The organism is Megasphaera micronuciformis F0359, assembly GCF_000165735.1.
In the GTDB taxonomy this organism is placed as follows: domain Bacteria; phylum Bacillota; class Negativicutes; order Veillonellales; family Megasphaeraceae; genus Megasphaera; species Megasphaera micronuciformis.
Genome location: NZ_GL538208.1, coordinates 232,908 through 254,508, shown reverse-complemented (window position 1 = coordinate 254,508; position 21,601 = coordinate 232,908). Strand labels below are relative to the sequence as shown.

The 21,601-nt window shown below is 43.6% G+C and carries 19 protein-coding genes and 1 tRNA gene; 6 read left to right on the top strand and 14 right to left on the bottom strand.

The genetic code is table 11. The features are described from left to right. Nucleotides 1-31: 31 nt before the first annotated feature. From HMPREF9429_RS04950 to HMPREF9429_RS04920, 7 genes are all read right to left on the bottom strand, one after another. Nucleotides 32-943 carry a metal ABC transporter substrate-binding protein gene (locus HMPREF9429_RS04950; RefSeq protein ID WP_006942108.1) on the bottom strand — a complete coding sequence of 304 codons (912 nt, stop codon included), beginning with the start codon at nucleotides 941-943 and terminating at the stop codon, nucleotides 32-34. 170 nt (nucleotides 944-1,113) lie between these two features. Further along, nucleotides 1,114-1,545 (bottom strand): hypothetical protein, encoded by a 432-nt coding sequence (locus tag HMPREF9429_RS04945; protein ID WP_006942107.1) that lies wholly within the window; start codon nucleotides 1,543-1,545, stop codon nucleotides 1,114-1,116. Between the two features lie 104 nt (nucleotides 1,546-1,649). Continuing rightward, nucleotides 1,650-2,393: a DNA/RNA non-specific endonuclease gene (locus HMPREF9429_RS04940; protein ID WP_006942106.1), complete on the bottom strand. Its 744-nt coding sequence runs from the start codon at nucleotides 2,391-2,393 to the stop codon at nucleotides 1,650-1,652. Further along, nucleotides 2,390-2,794: a hypothetical protein gene (locus tag HMPREF9429_RS04935; RefSeq protein ID WP_006942105.1), complete on the bottom strand. Its 405-nt coding sequence runs from the start codon at nucleotides 2,792-2,794 to the stop codon at nucleotides 2,390-2,392. Before HMPREF9429_RS04935 ends, HMPREF9429_RS04940 begins: the two co-directional genes overlap by 4 nt. Before the next feature lie 8 nt (nucleotides 2,795-2,802). Further along, entirely contained in the window at nucleotides 2,803-3,507 is a 705-nt protein-coding gene (locus HMPREF9429_RS04930; protein WP_006942104.1) for a pentapeptide repeat-containing protein, read from the bottom strand. Nucleotides 3,508-3,529: 22 nt separating this feature from the next. Next, nucleotides 3,530-4,081 carry a phosphoribosyltransferase family protein gene (locus HMPREF9429_RS04925; protein ID WP_006942102.1) on the bottom strand — a complete coding sequence of 184 codons (552 nt, stop codon included), beginning with the start codon at nucleotides 4,079-4,081 and terminating at the stop codon, nucleotides 3,530-3,532. Nucleotides 4,082-4,108: 27 nt separating this feature from the next. After that, complete coding sequence (locus HMPREF9429_RS04920; protein ID WP_040773860.1) at nucleotides 4,109-4,543, bottom strand: hypothetical protein; 435 nt, start codon at nucleotides 4,541-4,543, stop codon at nucleotides 4,109-4,111. Nucleotides 4,544-4,692: 149 nt separating this feature from the next. Between HMPREF9429_RS04920 and HMPREF9429_RS04915 the strand changes: the two genes are divergently transcribed. Further along, nucleotides 4,693-6,231 carry a hypothetical protein gene (locus HMPREF9429_RS04915; protein WP_006942099.1) on the top strand — a complete coding sequence of 513 codons (1,539 nt, stop codon included), beginning with the start codon at nucleotides 4,693-4,695 and terminating at the stop codon, nucleotides 6,229-6,231. 55 nt (nucleotides 6,232-6,286) lie between these two features. On the opposite strand, the gene HMPREF9429_RS04910 is transcribed toward HMPREF9429_RS04915, so the two are convergent. Then, nucleotides 6,287-7,918: a malolactic enzyme gene (locus HMPREF9429_RS04910; RefSeq protein WP_006942098.1), complete on the bottom strand. Its 1,632-nt coding sequence runs from the start codon at nucleotides 7,916-7,918 to the stop codon at nucleotides 6,287-6,289. Nucleotides 7,919-8,186: 268 nt separating this feature from the next. Here HMPREF9429_RS04910 and HMPREF9429_RS04905 point away from each other — a divergent pair, with 268 nt between their 5' ends. The 3 genes from HMPREF9429_RS04905 to HMPREF9429_RS04895 all read left to right on the top strand — a co-directional run bounded on the left by HMPREF9429_RS04905 (nucleotide 8,187) and on the right by HMPREF9429_RS04895 (nucleotide 10,577). After that, nucleotides 8,187-8,942 carry a hypothetical protein gene (locus HMPREF9429_RS04905; RefSeq protein ID WP_006942097.1) on the top strand — a complete coding sequence of 252 codons (756 nt, stop codon included), beginning with the start codon at nucleotides 8,187-8,189 and terminating at the stop codon, nucleotides 8,940-8,942. Between the two features lie 147 nt (nucleotides 8,943-9,089). Further along, on the top strand, nucleotides 9,090-9,629 hold the full coding sequence (locus HMPREF9429_RS04900; protein ID WP_071585512.1) for a restriction endonuclease subunit S: 540 nt from the start codon (nucleotides 9,090-9,092) through the stop codon (nucleotides 9,627-9,629). Between the two features lie 27 nt (nucleotides 9,630-9,656). Then, the gene (locus HMPREF9429_RS04895; protein WP_006942095.1) at nucleotides 9,657-10,577 is read left to right on the top strand and encodes a site-specific integrase; all 921 of its coding nucleotides are present in this window, start codon (nucleotides 9,657-9,659) and stop codon (nucleotides 10,575-10,577) included. Nucleotides 10,578-10,599: 22 nt separating this feature from the next. Here HMPREF9429_RS04895 and HMPREF9429_RS04890 read toward each other — a convergent pair whose 3' ends face one another. The 6 genes from HMPREF9429_RS04890 to HMPREF9429_RS04865 form a co-directional block, all read right to left on the bottom strand. Then, entirely contained in the window at nucleotides 10,600-11,157 is a 558-nt protein-coding gene (locus tag HMPREF9429_RS04890) for a restriction endonuclease subunit S (RefSeq protein WP_006942094.1), read from the bottom strand. A 35-nt stretch (nucleotides 11,158-11,192) separates the two neighbouring features. Further along, nucleotides 11,193-14,417 (bottom strand): type I restriction endonuclease subunit R, encoded by a 3,225-nt coding sequence (locus HMPREF9429_RS04885; RefSeq protein WP_006942093.1) that lies wholly within the window; start codon nucleotides 14,415-14,417, stop codon nucleotides 11,193-11,195. A 197-nt stretch (nucleotides 14,418-14,614) separates the two neighbouring features. After that, the gene (locus HMPREF9429_RS04880) at nucleotides 14,615-16,993 is read right to left on the bottom strand and encodes an AAA family ATPase (RefSeq protein WP_040773858.1); all 2,379 of its coding nucleotides are present in this window, start codon (nucleotides 16,991-16,993) and stop codon (nucleotides 14,615-14,617) included. Nucleotides 16,994-17,159: 166 nt separating this feature from the next. After that, on the bottom strand, nucleotides 17,160-17,792 hold the full coding sequence (locus tag HMPREF9429_RS04875; RefSeq protein ID WP_006942091.1) for a hypothetical protein: 633 nt from the start codon (nucleotides 17,790-17,792) through the stop codon (nucleotides 17,160-17,162). Between the two features lie 219 nt (nucleotides 17,793-18,011). Next, on the bottom strand, nucleotides 18,012-19,271 hold the full coding sequence (gene pepT / locus HMPREF9429_RS04870) for a peptidase T (protein WP_040773855.1): 1,260 nt from the start codon (nucleotides 19,269-19,271) through the stop codon (nucleotides 18,012-18,014). Between the two features lie 67 nt (nucleotides 19,272-19,338). Beyond that, a complete protein-coding gene (locus HMPREF9429_RS04865; protein ID WP_040773853.1) occupies nucleotides 19,339-20,910 on the bottom strand; it encodes an AbgT family transporter in 1,572 nt (523 codons plus the stop codon). Between the two features lie 204 nt (nucleotides 20,911-21,114). Here HMPREF9429_RS04865 and HMPREF9429_RS04860 point away from each other — a divergent pair. After that, nucleotides 21,115-21,189, top strand: a tRNA-Arg gene (locus tag HMPREF9429_RS04860). Nucleotides 21,190-21,240: 51 nt separating this feature from the next. After that, nucleotides 21,241-21,576: a nitrous oxide-stimulated promoter family protein gene (locus tag HMPREF9429_RS04855; protein ID WP_006942088.1), complete on the top strand. Its 336-nt coding sequence runs from the start codon at nucleotides 21,241-21,243 to the stop codon at nucleotides 21,574-21,576. Nucleotides 21,577-21,601 lie beyond the last annotated feature (25 nt).

Below are 21,601 nucleotides of genomic sequence, written 5' to 3'. Positions count from 1 at the left end.
TTCCTGTCCTTTTTTCTATCTAAAAGAGGATTTATTTCATGCTTTCATAAATGCGTTCCAAGTTGGTCTTCATACGATCGAGATATGACTCTCCTTCAGGATTGCTTTCTATCGTATCGAGGACTTCCACCTTGGCACCTACTTCGGCGGCCAAGGTTTTAGAAACTGCAGGGCTTGCCGCTTCTTCGGCAAAAATCGTCTTCACTTGATTCGTCTTGCAATATTCGGTCAGTTCGGCCAATTCCTTCGGGCTCGGCTCACCTTCTGCAAAAACGTCTTCTACGCTCTTTTGCGTTAACGCGAAATCGCGGCACAAATAGCCGAAAGCTGCGTGACCCGTTACGAAGTCGCGACGCTGAACGTCTTTAAACTTGCCTTCATAATCCTTGCGCAGGCTTTCAAGCTGGGCAATGTATTCTTTAGCGTTCTTTTCGTAGAAATCCTTATTAGCCGGGTCGGCTTGAGCCAGTCCGTCGGCAATATTTTGAACCTCTTGTGCGGCACAAGTCAGACTGAGCCATGCATGGGGATCGAATTCACCGTGTTCTTCCACTTCTTCCGGATCAGTATTCTTAATGGCGTCAATTCCCTTAGAAGCCTCAATTTTAACGAGCTTGTCGTTATGAGCCGCTTCGACAACCTTTTCCTGCCACGGTTCCATACCCAACCCGTTATACACGAATACGTCTGCCCCTGAAAGAGCTTTCATTGTTTCCGTCGAAGGTTCGAAACCGTGCGGTTCCGTCCCTGCCGGGATAACGGTATGCACTTCCACTTTGTCCTTGCCTACGGCCTTGACGAATTCTCCCATGGCATCAAAGCTGACAGCCACCTTCACCTTATCCTTCTTCGCCGCCTCTTCCGTCTTACCGCAACCGGCCAAAACGGATACGGCCAAAAGGACCGTAAGTATGCAAGCTATCCATTTCCTCAACCCTACCATCTCCTTTTTGGCAAATGCGAATCATCTGCATTAACATACAAGAAAGATTATCACACCCGTCTATGACTGTCAATCTTATGAAAATATGCAAATTTATCGTTATATTTACTCTTTCGGATTTTCCGTTACGGCAACAAAAAAGAGCCGTCTTACCGACGACTCTTTCCCTTTTAAGCGGCCCAGACGGCTCGCATAATTTGTCCGTACGATTCTTCCAAGTGCTCGATAATGAGGCTGAACAAAACCGATATAATTTCTCCGTCAGCTACATCATCGCTAATGTAGCAAACGTCCAGGATCAGTGCCCCTTCTTCGTCAACACAGTACTTGAAAGACTTGTACGTACGATTGTACTCATTGATGAGATTATATACAGCCGTTTCGTTGCCGTTTTTCAGAACCTTCGGGGCTATGAGAACACGAATTGTCGAATACAGCGTATCGTCAAGAACCAACACAAGCGGTAATTCCGTTCCCTGAGCTTCAATGAATGTCCTGAAAATGACCGTGTTCAACTGGCGGTCATGCATATCATCCATCATAAACGACTTGATTCCCGATTTCTTTAAATATTTTCGGAAGGCCTCGGCTTTCTTATTCATCTGTCATCACTCCGTTCCGAACAACACAGACCGAATCCGAAGATACGAACATAGTTTCTTTAATTTCATTATACAGAGAATAAGAATGCCTTGCAAAGCCGCTGCTATACTGATATTCGATGACTTTTGCCCGTGGCATAATCGATTTCGATACCGGGCTGATTATTATAAACAAAAACGTTAAATTTGATTCCCTTTCCGTTATCTTCTACAGAGAGTGCTTCCATTTGCACTCCCCTTGCCACCAAATTCTTTCCTTCAAAGACGGGCGTTACCCGATAAAGCACGTGATTGTGCGTTTCCTTAATATAGTCATGAACCATATTTTCAAAAGGAAGCATGCCTTGCACGTTCAAATAGCGCGTACCTGTAATGAGATTCTTCGGGTTTGCATTTTCCGCCGTCAACTGATAACCGATAAGGTGACAGCGGTTATATAAGTATTTTCCGTCTACGTTATCATATTTAACCGTTTGCCAACCGCTGGGTTTGACGGAACCGATAGGACCGCGTTTTTGCGTAGGCATCAAATCTTCGCCGATATCGGCAAAGGCCGGACCGCACCGCCCCAACGGATCGAGATCACTGTATCGCTCGACAGATGTCGTCTTCATATCCTCTTGGGAAAAAGACGGCTCATTGTTGTTAATGACCACATAGGGCTTCCCGCTAAAAGGCGGCAAGGTCGACAGGTCGACAACATTGCGCCCCGACTCGTTTTGTGCCGAAACAGCGGCTGCAGGTACCGCCTTTTCCGCCTTCGGTTCGACCGGATTAGAGCCGCACCCGGCTAATGATACCATTACCAGTAGGGTCGCCAATAAGGCCGTAAGTTTTTTCTTTATCATCTCGTATATACCTCTTGCGTAATATCATCGTGAGACGTGCCGATAAAATCCGTTTGCTTCGTTACGGTAAATACCCCTTCTAAGGGCAAATCAAAGAAAAAGTCACCCGGGTAAGCACGGTTCCACTTATATAAAACAACAGATTGAACCGAATCGACAAAAGACTTTACAGATACATTTTCAACAAAACAATACGCATCTTCGCCGGCCTTTTCAAGAAAATTCTCGTCGCACGTAAGAACCGCTTCCGAACCTTCAAATAAATCGGCAGAAAAGGGGTGAATGTACAAATTCGTCCCGTATTCTTTTATGATACGCCTGATCACTTCGCTGTCTTTACTCTGTCGCCTGTTGTTGAACAAGAGTCCCATACTGTCATCTACTGCCGCAATAATATGCATATTTCTCCTTAATAAGCCTTCGCCTCTTCCGGCGTCAACCAAAAATGAATGCCCGTCGTCGAATCGTACCAACGGTCTTCATTAAAATTCTTTACTTCCATCCATTGTCCGACGCGATAAATAAACTTGGGGTCCACCAAGGACATGGCCTCTTTATACGACGTCTTTCCGTCAAAACTCTTAATACTTAGGACCTTGGCCTTATTACAGCGACAGGTCTTACCTGTAGCGGAGGTACGCTTGGCGTCGGCAGGTACCAACAAGGTGACAAGAAGGTCGTTAAAACACTTCTTGTACGCCAAAAAAGGTCCCTTTTGGGGACAATAAAGACGAAAAAACCGAGTCTTCTCATCGTCTACAATAGCGTCCAATCGAGCACCTTCCAGGTTGGCCCGGTATAAGTTGGCCCCTTTAATGACTGCATGATTCAAGTCGCAACCTCGCAAGGCCGCTCCGTGCAAGTCGGCACCGGACAAGTCGGCGACGGCCAAAGAGCAATCGGTAAACAGCGTATCGGAAAGATCAGTATCTTGCAAACAAGCCCCGATGAAAGATACATGGCGAAAGTCGGACCACGAAAAATCCAGGCCCGATAAATCCAAGCCGTCGAGATTCAATCCGTCCAGCTGCGATTCACGGCACGAATGAGCCTGGCGTTCAGCCCTCGTCATCGTGCTTAATTGACGCATATCTTCAAGTGTCAGCGTTTTCATGGTACCACTTCCCGCTTAAGCCCTAACGGGCTTCAAAAAGGGGCAACTTTTCCAGAAAAATAATGTCCGTCCGCTTGCCCGCATCCCCTTCAGCCAAAATAGCCGCCTTGCCGATGACTTCGGCACCGGCCTTTTCAGCCAACTCTTCCAGAGCCTTCAAAGAACCGCCCGTAGAAATAACGTCATCTACAATGACAATTTTCTTATTCTTGATAAGCTCTACATCCGCATCGGAAAGGCAGAGGATCTGTTTTCCCTTCGTCGTAATCGATTCATCGTCTACAATAAGGGGATTTTCCATATAAGCCTTAATGCTCTTGCGTGCCACAATATAGTGAGGCATGCCGAGAATCCGGGCCATTTCGGCTGCCAAGGGAATCCCCTTCGTTTCGGCTGTCATAATCATATCCGCTTCGGCCGGAAGCTTAGCCGCCAGCTCCTTAGCCGTATTGACGGTCAGCTCCGTGTCACCGAGAATGACAAAGCCTGCAATAGCCAGACTGTCCGTAACATTTAAAATCGGTAACTGTCGCGTACAGCCTGCCACGTGAAGTTCATAATATTCTTTAGCCACGATACACCTCGTTTTTCCCGCAGGAAATTAGATTTTTAAATCGATAATCGCCGAAACGCCTACGCCCTGAATACGCGATGCCCCGACGGGATTGGCACTGTTTACGGGAACAAGCCCCTTAACACGCGCTATGTTATTAAAGCTACCCTCTACCTGGGCTACGGCCTTTACCTGATCCACTTCCGCCGTCGGTCCCGTAACCTGAGCGGCACCGACACGACTGCCGTTACCGATACTGACAATGGGAACCACCTTCGTCGCATACGTAGTGCCGAGATTTTTCTGATTCAATAATTTATTCAAAAAGCTGTTAATGGAGCTGCCGTATTTATCGATGACAAGGCCGATAGCTCCACCTTTAATCATACCGCCCAAGCCGATGGCTTCTACGGGAAGAACGGCACCGAAAGAGGCCGTACCGATAGAAACGGCCAACATAGCCGCAATAAGTTTCTTTTTCATCTTATACCTCCTATGCATCTTATGATTCTATTATATCAAGACACGGTAGTCTGTGAAACCCTTATAGATATAACGACCGAATCTGCCCGATTCCCTTGCCTGCAGGATATAGTATATAATAACATCACCAATATATTGCGGAGGTACGTATGTTAAAAGCTAAACTTCAAAAAGCGGGTTCTCACCTGTATCAACTGTTTAAACAGGACCCTTTGCTGTATATACTGATCCTTTTATTTTCAGGATTCATTTCCAACATCCCTACGACGGAACCCTACGTTCGTTCAGCACTCATTCTCTTATGCGGTCCCGCCCTTCTTATACAGACCTATGTTCTACGCAATAACCGTTTCAGAACTATTGCCACGGTACTTGCCGCCGTTATTTCGGCCATCGCCTACGCTGCAGCTGTAGCTCTGGATAATACGGGCGTTTCCGCCTTATGCCTGAACTTAGCGGCTCTCTGGCTCTTTGTCACCGTCTTGCGATACTTGACCCTGGATGCTACGAATAACCCGACTTCGGCTTTTTACGGACGCTTTCTGCAATTCATCAAAGCAGGTGCCGTAGCCATACTCATCAACACTCTGCTATCCGTCATCCTTTTATTTGTCGCCCTCATTTTTCCCGAAAGCCTCCCTATTACCTTCATTACCGGTCATCTCACCCCCACCTTGTGGACCCTGGTCTTCTTCATCGTCCTCTTTTCGTATGAATCAGTACCCTCCGAACCGGGCAAACTCTACACCTTTATTTTTAAGACCGTCGTGCCTAAGTTCACCGTCTTTTCGGGAACCCTAGCCGTCATTTATCTGTTTTTAATCCTTATCGACGTGCGACCTGATGCTCGCTTTTTGTATACCTACTATCCTTACGTTACCTTATACTATCTATTCTTTTTAGCCGGCTTTCGCATTAAAGCAACCATTCCCGAACATCCCCTCATACTCATCCTCTTCTCGGCCCTTACGGCCCTTTGCCTTATCCTTACCGTTAAGCGAGTCTATGTCGATTCATCTCTTATCCTGGGGGCCGTTTACATTATCCTCTTTAACGGTGCCTTTCTGATTCACAACCTTTACCTTCTCATTCGTAAAACAGGGCCGGGGGCACACACGAAACTCCTTGCCCTTATCATGGGGCTCATTATGTTCATGCCCCTCGTAGGTTACACCTCTTTCATCCGTTTCGTCACCTACACTCACGAAGAAGATACCTATATCCCTCATTTCTCCATAAGCAGCCAGTTCGATAAGGATGCCGAATCGACTCAGAGCGAATCGGAAGACGAATCTTATACCGCCGGTCATACTCCGACCGGTGACAAAAAAGGCAAGGTAACCAACCTGACGCCGCGACGAGAATCCGCTATTTCCTATCATATTGCGTCGTATGCGGAGGCAAATTTAAACAACGTCTTTTTCTTCAACAAGCAGACTCGCAAAGCTTCTCGTACCTTCGGCGACTACACACTGGCCTTGGACGAATCGGGCAAGAACCTGACGGTTACCTTGCCTGACGGGCAATTGCGGACATACAACATACCGGAAATCATAGAAGAACAAATTTCGGCGGGCGATGAAAATACAGCCGTTACCTTGAATACCGACGACTACCTGATCGTCATTACCCAATACCATAACGACACTACGTCGACGAGTCTGAGCTTTGACATATTCTACAAATAAGAATCTTCACATAAAAGAGGCATCTCAATGAGATGCCTCTTTTACTTACGTGCTTTTATTTGTATTCAGGGACCCATTTCAAAGCATCCACGTTTTGCAAAGCCTCTTCTTCGCTCAAATCACTCTGCCCTGTCCGTACGGCTTCTTTTGCTACCGCTACGGCCACAGTATGGGAAAACTCCGTGAGTTTATCTACCGGCGGCAAGGTGGCTGCCCCGGGTTGCGTTACATCTATGATTCCTCCCAATGCATGAGCGGCTGCGGAAATCATTTCATCCGTCAACAGCTTGGCCTCTGCTGCCATGACACCCAAACCCAAGCCGGGATAAATGAGGGCGTTATTAGCTTGTCCGATATAATACATAATCCCCTTATACATAACCGGTTCGGCAGGAATACCCGTAGCAATAAGGCCGCGACCTTCTGTCCATTCAATGAGATCTGCCGCCTTGGCTTCTGCCAGCTTTGTCGGGTTGCTCAACGGGAAGATGAAAGGACGTTTCGTCGTTTTTGCCATATGGCGAACAACACCTTCCGTAAAGGCCCCGGGAACTGTCGACGTACCCACAAGAATCGTCGGGTTCACCGCCTTAACTGCAGCTTCCAAATTCGTCAATTCATGGGCATTAGAAAACTCATCGCGCTTACGAGTAAACTCTCGTTGTTCCGGCGTAAGATTCGGCGTATCGTCAAAAAGAAGGCCCTGCTTATCGACAAGATAAAAACGTTTTTTTGCCTCTTCCGGGGAAAGACCCTGTTCTACCATTTCTGCATAGACGCGGTGAGCAATACCGCAACCGGCTGTACCGGCACCGAAACACATGTACACCTGGTCCGTTAGCTTTTCTTGAGAAATATCGAGACCTCCCAAAATACCGGCGAGCGTAATAATCCCCGTCCCTTGAATATCATCGTTAAATACGGGATAGGTCTTATTATATTTTTGTAATAAAGCCGCCGCATGGTCTCTGCCGAAGTCTTCAAAATGTAAGTACAATTTCGGAAAGAGTCGTTCCGCCGTTTCCACAAAAGTATTTAAAAATACATCGTAATCATGCCCTGTTACACGCTTTTGATGATTTCCCAGATACAGCGGATTATCTAAAAGGGACTGACGATTGGTACCGCAATCGAGGATAACCGGCAAAACCTGTTCGGGATTAATGCCGGCGGCAGCCGTGTACACCATAAGCTTACCGACGGAAATGTCGACACCGTTCGTACCCCAGTCACCGATACCGAGGATTTCTTCCGCATCGGATACGACAATGAGACGAATATCTTTGCCCTCTGCTCCGCTTCTCAAGGACTCTTCAATTTGCGACGGTTCGTCGACAGACAAAAAGACAGCATTTTGCGGATTTACAAAAAGTTCACTGTATTCTTCAATATTTTCGGCAATAACCGGATCGTACACAATAGGCATGAATTCGACTACGTGTTCGCTGAACACCTTATAGAACAAGGTGCGATTCGTATCAAACAACTGCATGAGAAAACGCCGCTTTTCAATACCCGCATCCTTGCGGCAAATATGTTCGTACGCTTGCCTGGCCTGCTCTTCAAGAGTCTGTACATGAGGCGGTAACAACCCGACCAACCCGTTTTCTATACGTTCTTCAATGGTAAACGCCGTGCCCTTATTCAAAAACGGATCATTTAATAAATCATAGCCTGTCTTCATCATTTATCCCCCTAACCGAAACACCATACAACCATCAGATCTGACATGTAGTAACTATTATATCACAGCCCGAATAATTCTAAGGCAAGCATATGCCAAAGAGCCCCCATGCAAAGCATAAAAACCCCAACTTTAAGATTTTTAATACCTTGCATGCAATATACTTTAACTCATTAGTTGCTAATTTGTTTGTTCTTTAAAAATTATTATGTTATGATGAAATTACAAAAATTCGTTTAGTACGTACTACTTTTACAAAGGAAGTGCCGACATGGACGATATGCAACGGTTTATTAACGAACACAACCTACGACTGAGAGAAGGTGCACAAGGTTTTATGAGCAGGGAATTTTCGAAATATGAGTGGGCGGCTCCGGTTATTCAAGAGGCCGACATTTTTAAAAAATACTGTCATCACTTGGGCCTCATGGGCGCAACTATTGAAGAAATCACCACTGTGGGCTTCGGCGTCGGCCCCATAGACGGTTACTCCATATCCCATTTTTGCACGCACAAACGCCATCCGGAAAATAAAACCTCCATCGACGTCGATGCCTGTCTATGCGGAGTCGACCACGTTAACCTCATTATGAACTGGTACCTCTGTCCCATAGTCCTTGTGACGGACAAAGGAAAATTTGAAATCGACTTCACCGAATCATCAACCGTCTACATGGGCAAAGACTCCATTCCGACTCACTACTACGGAGCCTCCGAAGAAGAACTGGAACAAGAATACCTGGCCAAAGAACTCTTTGCAGGACTACAAGGAGACACCGTCGTCGACTGCCTCATTGAAGAACAAACCTTTGAAGAAGCAGCCTGCGAATTTACGGGAGCCTGTAACATGACCTTGCCCTACGGTCTGACCTCGTATATCAAAAACATTACCTTCTGCCTGGAAAGCGGCAGAAAGCTCCGCCTCTCCACCTTCTGGAACAACGGCATGATCGAAGTCCTGGACAAGGAAGACCGCTACGTGCAAATCCCGGCAGACCACCTGAAACGATGTCTTCCCTTTGCTTAATACAGGTGGATGTTGAGTCGCGTGAAAACAATGAATGATGTGAGTAGAAATTGCTAAGGGAGGAAGAGGAAATAACGAGCAATAGAAAATTCCGGTCAGATTGAATCCGACCGGAATTTTTTCAGTTGTATAACAAGTATAGAGCTCTTGCTTTCTACATATCCTTGGGAACAGCGTAAGTTTAGATCTCTATTCCAAAAAAATTTAGAACGTAATGATGGACAATTCCCTTTCAATAAAACTATTTCTATTTCAAGAATGATTTATAGTGAGTCTGGAAATGGTGCTAGTACTGAATCATTAGATAACTATAAAGTTTTAAGAGTCGGAGATATTGCTTTTGAAGGTCACGAAAACAAGGATTTTAAATTTGGTAGATTTGTGATGAATGATGTTGGAAATGGAATTATGTCGCCTCGCTTTACTGTTTTACGCCCCTTAATAGATATGGAATTAAATTTCTGGAAAGAATATATAAACTATGAACCCATTATGCAAAAAAAGTTAGTATATTCAACTAAAAAGGGAACGATGATGAATGAATTAGTTGTTGAGGACTTTTTGAATCAGTATGTAGCCGTCCCATCAGTACAAGAACAACAGAAAATTGGTTATTTATTAAAGTGCATGACAGATGATATCACCCTTCATCAGGAAGAGTCATTTCTGCACAAATATATGCTGTAAATTTGCTAAAGGAAGGAGAACATAAATATGAATGAAAAGGGAAGTGAGCTTTTTTATAAATATTATGAAAGGTGGATACGTATTTATAAAGAAGGGGCCATTCGAGATGTAACCATGAAAAAATACGAGATTACACTAGTATGGTTGAAAAAACTGGTGCCTCAATTATCATTATGTGATTTAAATCGCATAACCTATCAAAAATTATTAAACGATTATGCAGCTGTTCATGAACGACAAACGACTATGGATTTTCATCATCAGCTAAAAGCTGCCATCTTAGATGCTGTTGACGATGGCATGATTGAACGCGATCCGACTCGTAAGGCTATTATAAAAGGGAAGACACCTAGGGCGAAGAAGATTAAGTACTTAAACCAATTCGAGCTTCACACCTTGCTTTCATCCTTGAAACTACCGCCGAAAATCAATTGGGACTGGCTGATTCTATTAATTGCCAAAACAGGTATGCGATTTTCTGAAGCCCTGGCCTTAACGCCTAAAGACTTTGATTTTGCCAGACAGTCCTTGTCGGTGGAGCGGACGTGGGATTATAAAGGGAAGGGAGGGTTCATGCCGACGAAGAACAAGTCATCTGTGCGGAAAATACAACTTGATTGGCAAACTATCATCCAATTTTCCGAACTAATCAAGGGCCTACCTGAAGACGAACCGATTTTTATTCGAGGCCGTGTCTTTAACTCTACGGTAAACAGTATATTAGCTCGCCATTGCAAGGCCCAAAACATACCCGTTATATCCATTCATGGCCTAAGACATACCCATGCCTCCCTCTTACTCTTCGCCGGCGTTTCCATTGCCAGCGTAGCCAGACGATTGGGTCATGCGAGCATGACAACGACCCAAAAGACCTATTTACATATCATTCAAGAACTAGAAAACCGAGATATTGATTTAGTCATGAGATCCCTATCAGGGTTAACCTAGTAAAAATGTGTGGAAATGACTTTTACTGATGAAGGGTGATGCTGTCATCTAAAATTTCGAATAACTTACCGACTTTTTTCTGTTCCTCTAAAGATGGAATATTTAAAGGCATTTTTTCCATTTGTCTACCAGATACTTCAACAAATGTAGACCCAGCCCCCATAAGTTCACCATAACGTTTTAATTGAGGTGTTAAGGTATATAAAAAATAGGTGTCCAAAATATTTTTTCTGGGAATAATGGACTGAAATCCCTGATTTGTACACCCTTCTTTTCTCAGAATGGCAGTATTACCAATGCCTGCCCTTGAGGTAAATAATACCGTTCCTACTGGTAAAATTTTAGTCGAACTTTTCTCCAATCCTAACTTAGTAATTTTACGAATACTATCGGATACATAGCGGTTAGAACCAATTTCTACAGGTGAATACCAATCTATGTCTCCATCCCAATAGTCCGCAAAAGATGTACTCGGTGTGCCACCACCTATAATATCCGCAACCTCCCCCAACTTACGCTGTTCCCAAGGTTCAGTGAACCCAGGGAACCTTAATTTCGGTACTAATTTTTTCTCTTCCATCTGTACCTCCTATTATTCTTACTTATATGCTTACACTACGGTTCTACCATGGAATCTGCCAATTTATAAATGGCTAAATCCAATTGATTCCTATATTCTACTTTTTTGAGGGATCTAATGGCCTTGTCTTGTGCTTTTGCCTCATATTCCTTGGCTCCTGCACGTTTTATTTTGCCAAGTTTTCCCTCTGAATCTAAATCGTTTCTACCGTATGTGTGCCCGGCAATAAGAGCCTGTAACTCTTCATTGGACACAACATCGACAATGCCCCATTGCAATCGGAAATTGAATATTTGGTCTCCAAGTACCACTTCATTGGCAGCCCTAATAATGTCATCACTTTTACTCAGCTTTACGGGATAGGTTAACTCGGTGCCAGCTGCCGGATAATGTCCCTTAACAATGGCATCGGCAGCGTTGTTGATTTCTTTGGCATAGGCTCTGTCATCCATGGACTTCGTAAAGTCGTAAATCTTTTCTCTCGTTTCTTGAGCTTTTTCTTCTTCGCCATCATGGACATAGTTCAAGAGGTTTTCTACTAGTTCTGTTAAGTAATCATAGTTGACCTGTACGTCTTTAACATGAGTCATGGCTAACTCAATCTGATAGACGGGAATTTGTTTTCGTTCTGCCATCTTTTCTTTCAGCTCGTTATATAAGGAGTTGGAAAGCATGGACTCTTCTTCAACGGTCATGCCGAGTGCTTCTATGAGTTGTTCGGGCCGATCGTAATTAAATCCACCTTCTTCACCATTTTCAGTTTCATGGTTATATTGTTTCAAGCGGGATACAGCACGGCTATAATCACGCATGAGTTCAGCCATTCGTTCCTGCATTCCTTCACTGGCCGGAACAGCCGTAAACTGTTCTGTTATGCTGGCTATTTCGCTGACAATGGCCCGAGTATTAGCCAATTCAGCTTTAAATGAATTGGCTAATACTCCTGTCTCAACTAATTTCTGTTTATCCGGATCTGTAGTGCCAGGGTCTATTCTATTTTTTAATTCTGCCGACGTTTTGTCTGCATAAATGGCGAGTGCCTTGTTCATAAGCCTTTCATTGTACGCAGGCCAGCGGTAATTTACGATTCTCCCCCACGGCTTTTCTTTCATATCTGCCACTCGGTTAGTCCGCGAATAAGCCTGTATGAGAAGGGCATTTTTCAAAGTGCGATCCACATATAGGGTATTCATTTGCGGCGCGTCAAACCCTGTGAGCAGCTGGTCTACGACAATAACAATATCCAAGAAGTTTCCGTCTATTGCCGTTCGATTCAAACGGCTGGCCACATCTTGCGTATAAGCTGACGTATCATCTAACCCAAAAGCCGTACCAAATTGTTCGTTATATACTTGCATGGCCGACCAAAGTCCGTCATTGGTTACTTTTTGGTAATCTCCATTATTCGTAGACTGGCTAAAGGTCACGGCTGTCTTTAAGGTAAACAAGCCTTGCTCTACCCGTTCTTTATTGACTCGTTGGAACTCATTAAAATACATCATAGCCATGGGCGTACTCGCCTTGTTACCACCGACATGGGTCGTAAAGAGGGCATTGTATTTCCCTTCGTTCGAACGATTGCGCCAATTCTTAAAGATATCTTCTACGACAAGGCGTACATGGTCTATGTTTTCATCATAAATACTCGGTTCAACCATATCGTCCATGTCTTCATCTGTCATGTTTTCTATCTTATTTTGAATTTTTTCTTCCGACCAATCGGGATATTGCTCCTTATAAAAAGCCGGTAGATATTCGGACTTCATTTGCTCTTCATTAATGGTCGTTTCAAAGTCGACCTTAAAGCCCAAAACGTTTCTATCAGCAATGGCTTCACGAATGGTATAAGCATGTAATAAAGGTCCGAAAATATCTTCTGTACGAGGCGCTGTCTTGCTCACTACATCATCAAACATGGGCGTTCCTGTATAGCCAATCCAAGCGGCATGCCTAAACTTTTTCTGAATCATCTCAAAGTTTTCTCCACCTGTAGACCGATGAGCCTCATCGACAATAAACACATAGTGTTTATCCGGAACTTCAAATCTCTTTCGCTTAACCAAGGTGCCCAGCTTTTGTACGGATGTGACGATGATGGACATGTCCTTGCTCTTTAGCTTCCGTTCCAAGTCCCTCGTACTTTCCGTACTTTCTACGCTTCCCTTTATGCCTGCATCTGCATCAGCTGACGGATCGTAAGCCCGATAATTTTCATCAGTTTGACGCGTCAAGGCAATACGGTCGACAACGAAGACAACCTTATCCACCTGAGGCATACGACTGGCAAGCCATGCCGTCTTAAAGCTTGTAATGGTCTTGCCTGAGCCAGTTGTATGCCATATGTAGCCCAGCTTATTCGTTCCCACGGAAAAATCAGCTTGTTTAAGTTTTGCTAAAACAGCCTGGGTTGCATAAACCTGATAGGGGCGCATGACCTTAATCATTTGCTTATTTTTCGTTCCGTCGAGAATCATAAAGTTTGTAGCCATTTGGTGAGCCATAGGGATGCTGAGCATTAAGTCTGCAAACTCTTTCCAATTACGAACGGGCTTATTATCTCTATCTTGCCAACGAAAAGCGAAATCTTTGTTGAATTTATCGGCCGTCGTATTCGCCATGTATTTCACATCATTCGGTGTAATGGCCACAAGGATCTGCAAGGTCGAGAAAATATCCGTATACTGTCGCTCACCAATATATTGATGCATTTGATTTAAGGCTTCGTTTACATCGTGTGTATCCGCCTTTTCTTCAATTTGAATAATCGGTAGGCCATTAATAAGCATAGTCGTGTCAAAGCGGCGTGACGGGCGGCCTGTTATCTTCGGTTCTCTACTTATTTGATTCACTACTTGGTACTGCGTATTGCCTGCTCCAATTTGCTTTTGATCAAAGACCGTCAGAAACACATGCCGTCCATCGTCTAAGTCCACTTCTACCTGGGAAACACCGTTGAGGCCATACAAAAATTGACCAGCTTCATACGGAGTTTTAAGGTTGCTAATAACTGACTTTACTTGATTAAATTCAATATCACTAAGAGGCCGGTCCAACTTATCCTGATTAAGGGTATACAAAATAGACCGAAAATTATTCCACAGATCTTCGGTAGTCTTAATATTCGGTTCGTACTTCCATATCTTTGTCTTAATCGGTCCATATTTTAACTGCCCTTCGGCAATCTGTCCGTCTCGCACAGGAGTAATCGTCCCAGTCGTCAAATAATCAATCAACTTATCCTCAAAATCAAGTTCCCTCATGGCCTGCCTCCCAAGTGCTATATCTATGCCGTCTACGGCAACTATCTATGATTTAAAACTATTTTTATTTTAACATATATTTTATATTACACATTACATATATTTCCTTGCGGAATAGATCTCATCCAAGAGTTCAAAGAAGTAAAATTTCTAATTATATCGCCTCTATACTTTCACACGAACCAATAACTACAAGCTTACATGACTACCACACTCTTTTCCAAGTCTTTAATCCATTTATCAATAATTACTTCAACATTATTAATTTCCTTTAAGTGAGCAAGGACATGTGCTTTATTTAATAAATACATAAAGCAAATTATGTCTTTTGCTGTTCTTCTCTTCTCCTCTGGTGAAATAACTGAGAAGAAATTAATATTTAACTTCTTTACTTGTTCTTCTTTATGACTACCTCCATGTAATACTAATCGATACATTAAGTTCTTAAAGTAATCGATATACACCGGTGGTATTTGCGACAAAATCTTATCGTCGGTTGAGACCTTGGCAATTCCGTGTCTATACTCAAAAGTTGAGAAAGCTTCAAGTACTTGCCTCATCACATTACCAATAACGATATCATTATCATGGGATTCATCGCTTCCGTAACGATAGACTTGTGTAAGAAGTTCAGTATATTCTTTCTTCCCCTTTGTATCAATGCAGATTAATCGACAATCTTTAAGTTCTAAAGTGCAGTACTCTGGATTTATTTTTTTAAATTTTTGCTTCCACTCGTCCCCCAATTCTTTGAAAATATCTGTTACTTCAAAAAGAGTTGACAAATCATGCGTCATCACAATAGCCCTGCTGTATTTATTTCCATTGAGAATCTGTGCAAGCTCAAACTTTAAAAAAGACAAAATCCCAACCCTATTTTCAAAGTCATAACTGGATATCGGATCGTCAATTATAAGCAAATTTTCATCACCATAGACACTATTTTCATCTCTTTTTTCCATTATTTTTGCAAAAAAATAACATAGTCCTAATATATTACGTTCCCCGACAGAAATCTGCTGTGGTGATACCATTTCCCCATTTGATAAAACTTTATAACTATCACCGTCAGATTTAATAGCTAACCTATTTTCAGTAAAAAATATATATTGTAATGCTTTATTAATAACATCAATAGCAATCTTGAAATTCTTTCTTTTTTCATTCAACTCCTTTAAGACTTCTTCTTGCTCATCTTTATAGCTCTTAGCTTCATCCAGACACTTTTTTGCCTTATCATACTCTATTTTCTGTATCTTAAACTGTTCACAATCTTTAATTATCTCGTAATACGCAAGTTGTTCATTTATATCCGTCAGCGTATTTTTATACCCCTCTATATCTCCTACTTTGGTATTATGTATATCTTTTTCTTTTTTAAGATTATCCAGCTTAGTATTTAACTTCTTTATTAGCTCTGCCACATTAGAAATATCTTTATCATTAAGGGGTACATAGGGATTATCTATCTTCTTCTGGATTATCTCATTATTAGTATCTATAGTATCATTGATTTTCTTCAATAATTCATCGCATTGTTGGTATGATTTTAAAGATGAAAAGAATGAAAGGTCGAATTCTAATTTATTGTACTTCAGATTTTTCAATTGTACCTGATGATTCTTAACCTTATCAGTCAATACCTTTTGAATCTTTCTTACTAATTTCTCCTTATAATCTACTGTTAAATCCTGTAAACAATACGGGCAAAAAGTATTGTTCTTATCACTCAGACACTTTTCCCTTTCTTGTAGTTCTACCGACTTTCCTCCAGTCACCAAATCTAATAGAATCTTTTCTCTATCCGATAACTCAGGCTTTTCAATCTTTTCTTTTATTAATTTATTCGCAAGCGTAACCGTATCTTGTTTATAAGATTCGGGAACAGTCGGAATTTCCTCAGCTATCTTGTTACAGCCGTCCCTCGCAGCCTCTAATTTTTTCAGCGTACTTTCAAAGTCGGCATCTAGGTCCTTCTTTTCTTTTTCAGGTTCAAGTTCAATAAATTTTTCATATGTATCATCTTTCACTGGGGTATTAGTCTTGTTATTTTTTATCTTCCGGTCTCTACCTGCCCATCCGTCATCACCTCTAAGAATCTCACATATCCTATCGTGATAAAGTTGAGGAGCTTTTGGATTCTTCTTATCTATGTACTCTTGAAATTCTCTATCTCGACTTTCTACTAACTTTCGTGCCTCATCTAACTTCTTCTTTACTTCTCCAATCTCCTGTGTTAAGCTCACTTGTTCTCCTAAGATCGCAATAGATTCAAGATTGCCTTCAATACGGACGTTCTCTTCTACAAACTTCTCGTCAAACACAAAAATATTATCTGTTCCAGATAATGTAACTTTTTCATTATCTCTATTATAAAAATTAGCACTTATATCCTTATCATCAGCATTTCCCGTAATGAGCCTCACAGCTTTTGCAATCGTACTCTTACCTGCCCCATTACGGCCATAAAGCAATGTTGCTTTAACATATCCCTTTTCACTATTGAATAAACCTAAGTTTTTTGAATCAGCAAAATTTCTGCCCTCTATTTTAAGACCTAATATATCTTTAATCACTATTTTCGCTCCTATCACAATATTTTTCTACTTTTAGCATTTTCCTTCTACACCCGTCCAGTTAGCCAAGGTACACTTTATACGCCCCGTCGCCCGACCGTCTATTAAAAATACATTCACGTTCTTACCTCGTTGTGCCATGTGCGGCCCCTCCTATATAATCCCCCTACGGCCCGATGAGCACGAAGTACAGTGCCTCGGGGTAGTCACGTCTCATATCTTTCAGTTGTGCCGAGAAGCGTTTAAAGTAGTCGGCAAAGACTTGTATGTTTTCTACGAAAAAGGGTTTATATTCTTCGTTACTGAGAACTAAGTCTTTTAAGCCTTTTGGATTTCTGTAAAGCCAATCAATATCGAAGGTGACGTCGCCCACCTTGCCCCGAAGTCCACCGTAATAGCGAGGATCCGTGAAGGTGCAGGCCGGGGCTTTCAGCATAGTAGTCGTAAATTCGTCCAAGCGTTCAATGAGTATGTCCAGTACGGAAATGTCCTGAGAGTTCCAGCCGTAGTGTTCGAAGCGTCCGTCTCCGTATCCAAGGCCGCCGCTCTGACTTTCATAGTCACAAATCCATTGTTCAACCAAGCTTTCCGACAAAGGGCCGTCAATACCGCAAAAAGCATCCCAACAAGGATAGCGTTCCTCTTTATGCCAGTCGTCCGTAAGGCTTATGCAGTAGAGACTCACATCTCCGTCCCTTTCATCATAAAAGGACAGACTTTCAAATTCCGGTGTGACACGATACTTTTCGCCCTTCCATGTAAGGTATGTATTTTCTTTATAGCCGTCCGAGTACTGCATATACGCCCCCAAATATAACTATCCTTATGTTTCATCCGAGACTTTATTAAAAAGCTCCTTATTGTGACAATACGTATAAATATTATATACCTTATCGTGTTAATTAGTATCTATATATGAGTATAAATCTATCTTTATTATCACACTATGATATATTCAAATACATTAAAAGGACTTAGACAGAGTCTCCTCTATCTAAGTCCTTTTCATACTAATAGGTTACGCTCCCTCATATACGAGGTTAATAATAGTCAATGTTGTTTCGCATGATTTGACAAGGGACGGTATGGGCAGGAATTCATAAGGGGAGTGGAAGTTCATGCCGCCTGTAAAGTAGTTGGGCGTCAGGATTCCCTTGGTGGAGATGAAGGACCCGTCCGTACCGCCGCGCATGGCAATGGTTTTGGGCGTAATGTTCAGTTCTTTCATGGCTTCGTAAATGTAGTCGATGGCCTTGCCGTTTTCATCCGTCAAGGCATCGCGAATGTTGCCGTACGTATCACTCATGTCGAGTTCAAAGCGAGCTCGAGGATATTTCTTCGCCATGTCGTCTACATACTTACGAATGCGTGCCTTCTTTTCTTCGTATTTCGCTTTGTCGTGATCGCGAATGTTCAAGGTGACTTCAGCTACGGACTGGTTGGATTTCACGGCTTGGCACCAAATATAGCCTTCTTTTCCTTCCGTGCATTCCGGCGTTTCCGTTCTGTCGAAGAGATTCATAAAGTCTACAGCCAAAAGGGTCGGATTGAGAAGGACTCCTTTGGCACTCATGGGATGAGCACTGACGCCGTGAATGGTCACGACGGCCGTACCGGCGTTGAAGGTTTCATAAACAACTTCACCCAGTTCGCACGAGTCGATGGTGTAGGCAAAGTCTACGGGAAAACGGGAAAAATCCATGTTTTTCGACCCGTAGAGGCCGCATTCTTCATCAGGTACGAAGGCTACGTAAATATCGCCGTGGTAAAGATTTGAGTCGCTTGCCAAGGTGTGCAAGGCCGTCATGACATTGGCTATAGCCGCCTTATTATCCGAACCGAGGACGCTCGTTCCGTCGGTGACAATAAGGTTCTGCCCTACATAAGGCTTTAATTCAGGATGTTCAGCCGCCTTCATGACCAAATTTTTTTCTCGATTTAAAACAATGTCGCCGCCGTCATAGTTTTCTACCGTATGGGCGTGAACGACGGGCGACAAGTTAACATCTACCGTGTCCAGATGAGCGCAAAAGCCGATGGCCGGTGCCGACTTTTTATTCGGCCCCAGGCGTGCCGGAAGACGTCCCGTAAGAACGCAGTGTTCACTTAAATGTAAATCGACAAGGCCTATTTCTTCACATTCTTTTTGTAAGAGTTTTGCCATGTCCCACTGCCCTTTTGTACTGGGAACCTGCGTGCCGCCGTTCGGTTCACTTTGAGACGGTACGCCGATATAGCGGTAAAATCGTTCTGTCAGTTCTTGTGTTAAGTCTTTCATATTCTTTCCTTCTTTCATACACCGGGTACAGTATTTTCTATGTTAGAAGTGCCTTTATGAAATAATGTTAGAACATTTGACGCGGATATACATAGTCTGCCTGGAAGCCCAAAGGAATGCCGGCTGCCCAGAAGAGATACAAGGTAATGGTCAGGACGATGAGAAGTGCAATCGTATACGGAAGCATAAGGCTGCTCAGCGTACCGACACCGGTCTTTTTGTAGTATTTCTGGCAGTAAATGATGATTAAGGGATAGAAGGCAAACATGGGCGTGCATACGTTAACAGCCGAGTCGCTGATACGAAATGCCGCCTGAGTCAGTTCAGGGGCAATGCCGACGGACATGAGCATGGGCACGAAGATAGGCGCCAAAATGGACCACTTAGCCGAGGCGGATGTAATGAGCAGGTTCAGTAAGGCAACGAAGACGATGATTCCGAAGACCGTAACCTGCGGCGGTAAGGCCAAGGATTTCAAGAATTCCGCGCCGGCGATGGCAATGAGAGCCCCCAAGTTGGATGCACCGAAGGCATACATGAACTGGGCTGCAAAGAAGTAGAATACAATGAGCTGTACCAGTGTATGCGTAATGTCTTCCATAGACTTCGTAAAGTCCTTGGAGCTCTTGAAGCTACCGCTCAAGATACCGAAGACAATGCCCGGTACGGCCGCAAGCAGAAAGATAATGGCTACAATGGACTGCATGACGGGAGCCTTAAAGCTGGCAATATTTCCCGCCGGGTCACGCAAGATAGAGTCTTCCGGCCAAAGCGCCGCAAAGAGTCCGACAAGCATCAAAATGAGAACGAAGGACGCAATGTAGAAGGCTCTGTTTTGCTTAGGCGTAATGACATCGATGGCATCTTCCGATACGTCAATATCCGCATCCAAGGGGCAAGCCTTACGGCACCACGGTTCGGTAATTTTTTCCGTTACCCACCAGCAAACGGCAATAACGGGCACCGTCGCCGCTAATGAGAAGAAATAGTTACATAAAACATTGATTTCGTATGTCGGGTCGATGAGTTGAGCCGCCATTTGCGAAAATCCCTGGATAACCGGGTCGATGGCCGACGGCGTATAGTTGGCTGCAAAAGCACCGGCAATGCCGGCAAAGGAAGCACCTACACCGGCCAAGGGATGCTTACCCGATGCGTAGAATAAATAAGCCGCCATGGGGATGATGATCATATAGCCGCTATCGGGAGCCAAATGACTGAGCATACCGACGACGATGACAATAGGTGTTAAGAGAAACTTCGGTGTTACGGCCAAAAGCTTTTTCAGGCCCGTGGCAATAAAGCCGGACCCCTGTGCGACGCCGATACCCAAGGTCGCCACAATAACCATGGCCAAGGGGGGGAAGCCTGCAAAGTTGCTGACCATCTTAGTCAACAGGGTCGCCAGCGATTCGGGGGCCAGCATATTGGTGATCGTAATTTCTTTACCTGTTGTGGGATGAATGTATCCGAAATGAATTTGTGAGAATAAAGCCGATACGACACAGGTAATAACAAAGGCTGCAATAAACAGCATGGTAATGTCGGGAATACGGTTACCGATGCGCTCAATGGCGCCGAGTATACCGCCTGTCCCCTGCACTTGTACGGTGCTGTCGTTCGAGTTTTCTTGCGACATAACAGGTCCTCCTCTGTATAAAAACAAATGTGCACTCAAGTCAGTGCTTCTTTTATAGTAGTAGTCACGTATTTTCATGTCAATGTACTTTTATGAATATGCATATATTCCTGATACCTATACTATTACGACAACGTTGAGGTCCCCCGTTTCATCTTGATATACACCCTCATTCATGGTAAACTATTTTAGTACGACATATATGCGCCTATAGCTCAGGGGATAGAGCACCGGTCTCCGGAACCGGGTGCGCAGGTTCGAATCCTGCTAGGCGCACCATATTAAAAGGCTCACTACTCGGTTAGTGAGCCTTTTTTGAAGGAGCGTTCCATGGATAAGCGTGCTCGCGAACAACAGACAATGGAAGAAATGATTAAAATTTATTGCCACGGTCTTCACCATACCAAAAAAGGAACTCTCTGTCCCGTATGCACAAGTTTGCTTCAATATACAAGGGAACGAATCGCCCGTTGTCCTCATATGGAGACAAAGACCTTCTGTGCTTTTTGCAAGACTCATTGTTACTCTCCGACACGACGTGAAGAAATTCGTGCCGTCATGCGCTACAGCGGTCCGCGTATGATGCTTACGGCACCGGTAGCGACACTGCACCATTTATACCTGTCCATTCTGCACAAGCTGAAAGGGTCAAAACATAAAGATTAATCCCACCGGCCGAAATACAGATATA

Excerpts from the sequence above, each read along its gene's own strand:
- HMPREF9429_RS04950 (WP_006942108.1), bottom strand. The coding sequence starts at position 943 with ATGGTAGGGTTGAGGAAATGGATAGCTTGCATACTTACGGTCCTTTTG.
- HMPREF9429_RS04945 (WP_006942107.1), bottom strand. The coding sequence starts at position 1,545 with ATGAATAAGAAAGCCGAGGCCTTCCGAAAATATTTAAAGAAATCGGGA.
- HMPREF9429_RS04940 (WP_006942106.1), bottom strand. The coding sequence starts at position 2,393 with ATGATAAAGAAAAAACTTACGGCCTTATTGGCGACCCTACTGGTAATG.
- HMPREF9429_RS04935 (WP_006942105.1), bottom strand. The coding sequence starts at position 2,794 with ATGCATATTATTGCGGCAGTAGATGACAGTATGGGACTCTTGTTCAAC.
- HMPREF9429_RS04930 (WP_006942104.1), bottom strand. The coding sequence starts at position 3,507 with ATGAAAACGCTGACACTTGAAGATATGCGTCAATTAAGCACGATGACG.
- HMPREF9429_RS04920 (WP_040773860.1), bottom strand. The coding sequence starts at position 4,543 with ATGAAAAAGAAACTTATTGCGGCTATGTTGGCCGTTTCTATCGGTACG.
- HMPREF9429_RS04915 (WP_006942099.1), top strand. The coding sequence starts at position 4,693 with ATGTTAAAAGCTAAACTTCAAAAAGCGGGTTCTCACCTGTATCAACTG.
- HMPREF9429_RS04910 (WP_006942098.1), bottom strand. The coding sequence starts at position 7,918 with ATGATGAAGACAGGCTATGATTTATTAAATGATCCGTTTTTGAATAAG.
- HMPREF9429_RS04905 (WP_006942097.1), top strand. The coding sequence starts at position 8,187 with ATGGACGATATGCAACGGTTTATTAACGAACACAACCTACGACTGAGA.
- HMPREF9429_RS04895 (WP_006942095.1), top strand. The coding sequence starts at position 9,657 with ATGAATGAAAAGGGAAGTGAGCTTTTTTATAAATATTATGAAAGGTGG.
- HMPREF9429_RS04890 (WP_006942094.1), bottom strand. The coding sequence starts at position 11,157 with ATGGAAGAGAAAAAATTAGTACCGAAATTAAGGTTCCCTGGGTTCACT.
- HMPREF9429_RS04885 (WP_006942093.1), bottom strand. The coding sequence starts at position 14,417 with ATGAGGGAACTTGATTTTGAGGATAAGTTGATTGATTATTTGACGACT.
- HMPREF9429_RS04875 (WP_006942091.1), bottom strand. The coding sequence starts at position 17,792 with ATGCAGTACTCGGACGGCTATAAAGAAAATACATACCTTACATGGAAG.
- pepT (WP_040773855.1), bottom strand. The coding sequence starts at position 19,271 with ATGAAAGACTTAACACAAGAACTGACAGAACGATTTTACCGCTATATC.
- HMPREF9429_RS04865 (WP_040773853.1), bottom strand. The coding sequence starts at position 20,910 with ATGTCGCAAGAAAACTCGAACGACAGCACCGTACAAGTGCAGGGGACA.
- HMPREF9429_RS04855 (WP_006942088.1), top strand. The coding sequence starts at position 21,241 with ATGGATAAGCGTGCTCGCGAACAACAGACAATGGAAGAAATGATTAAA.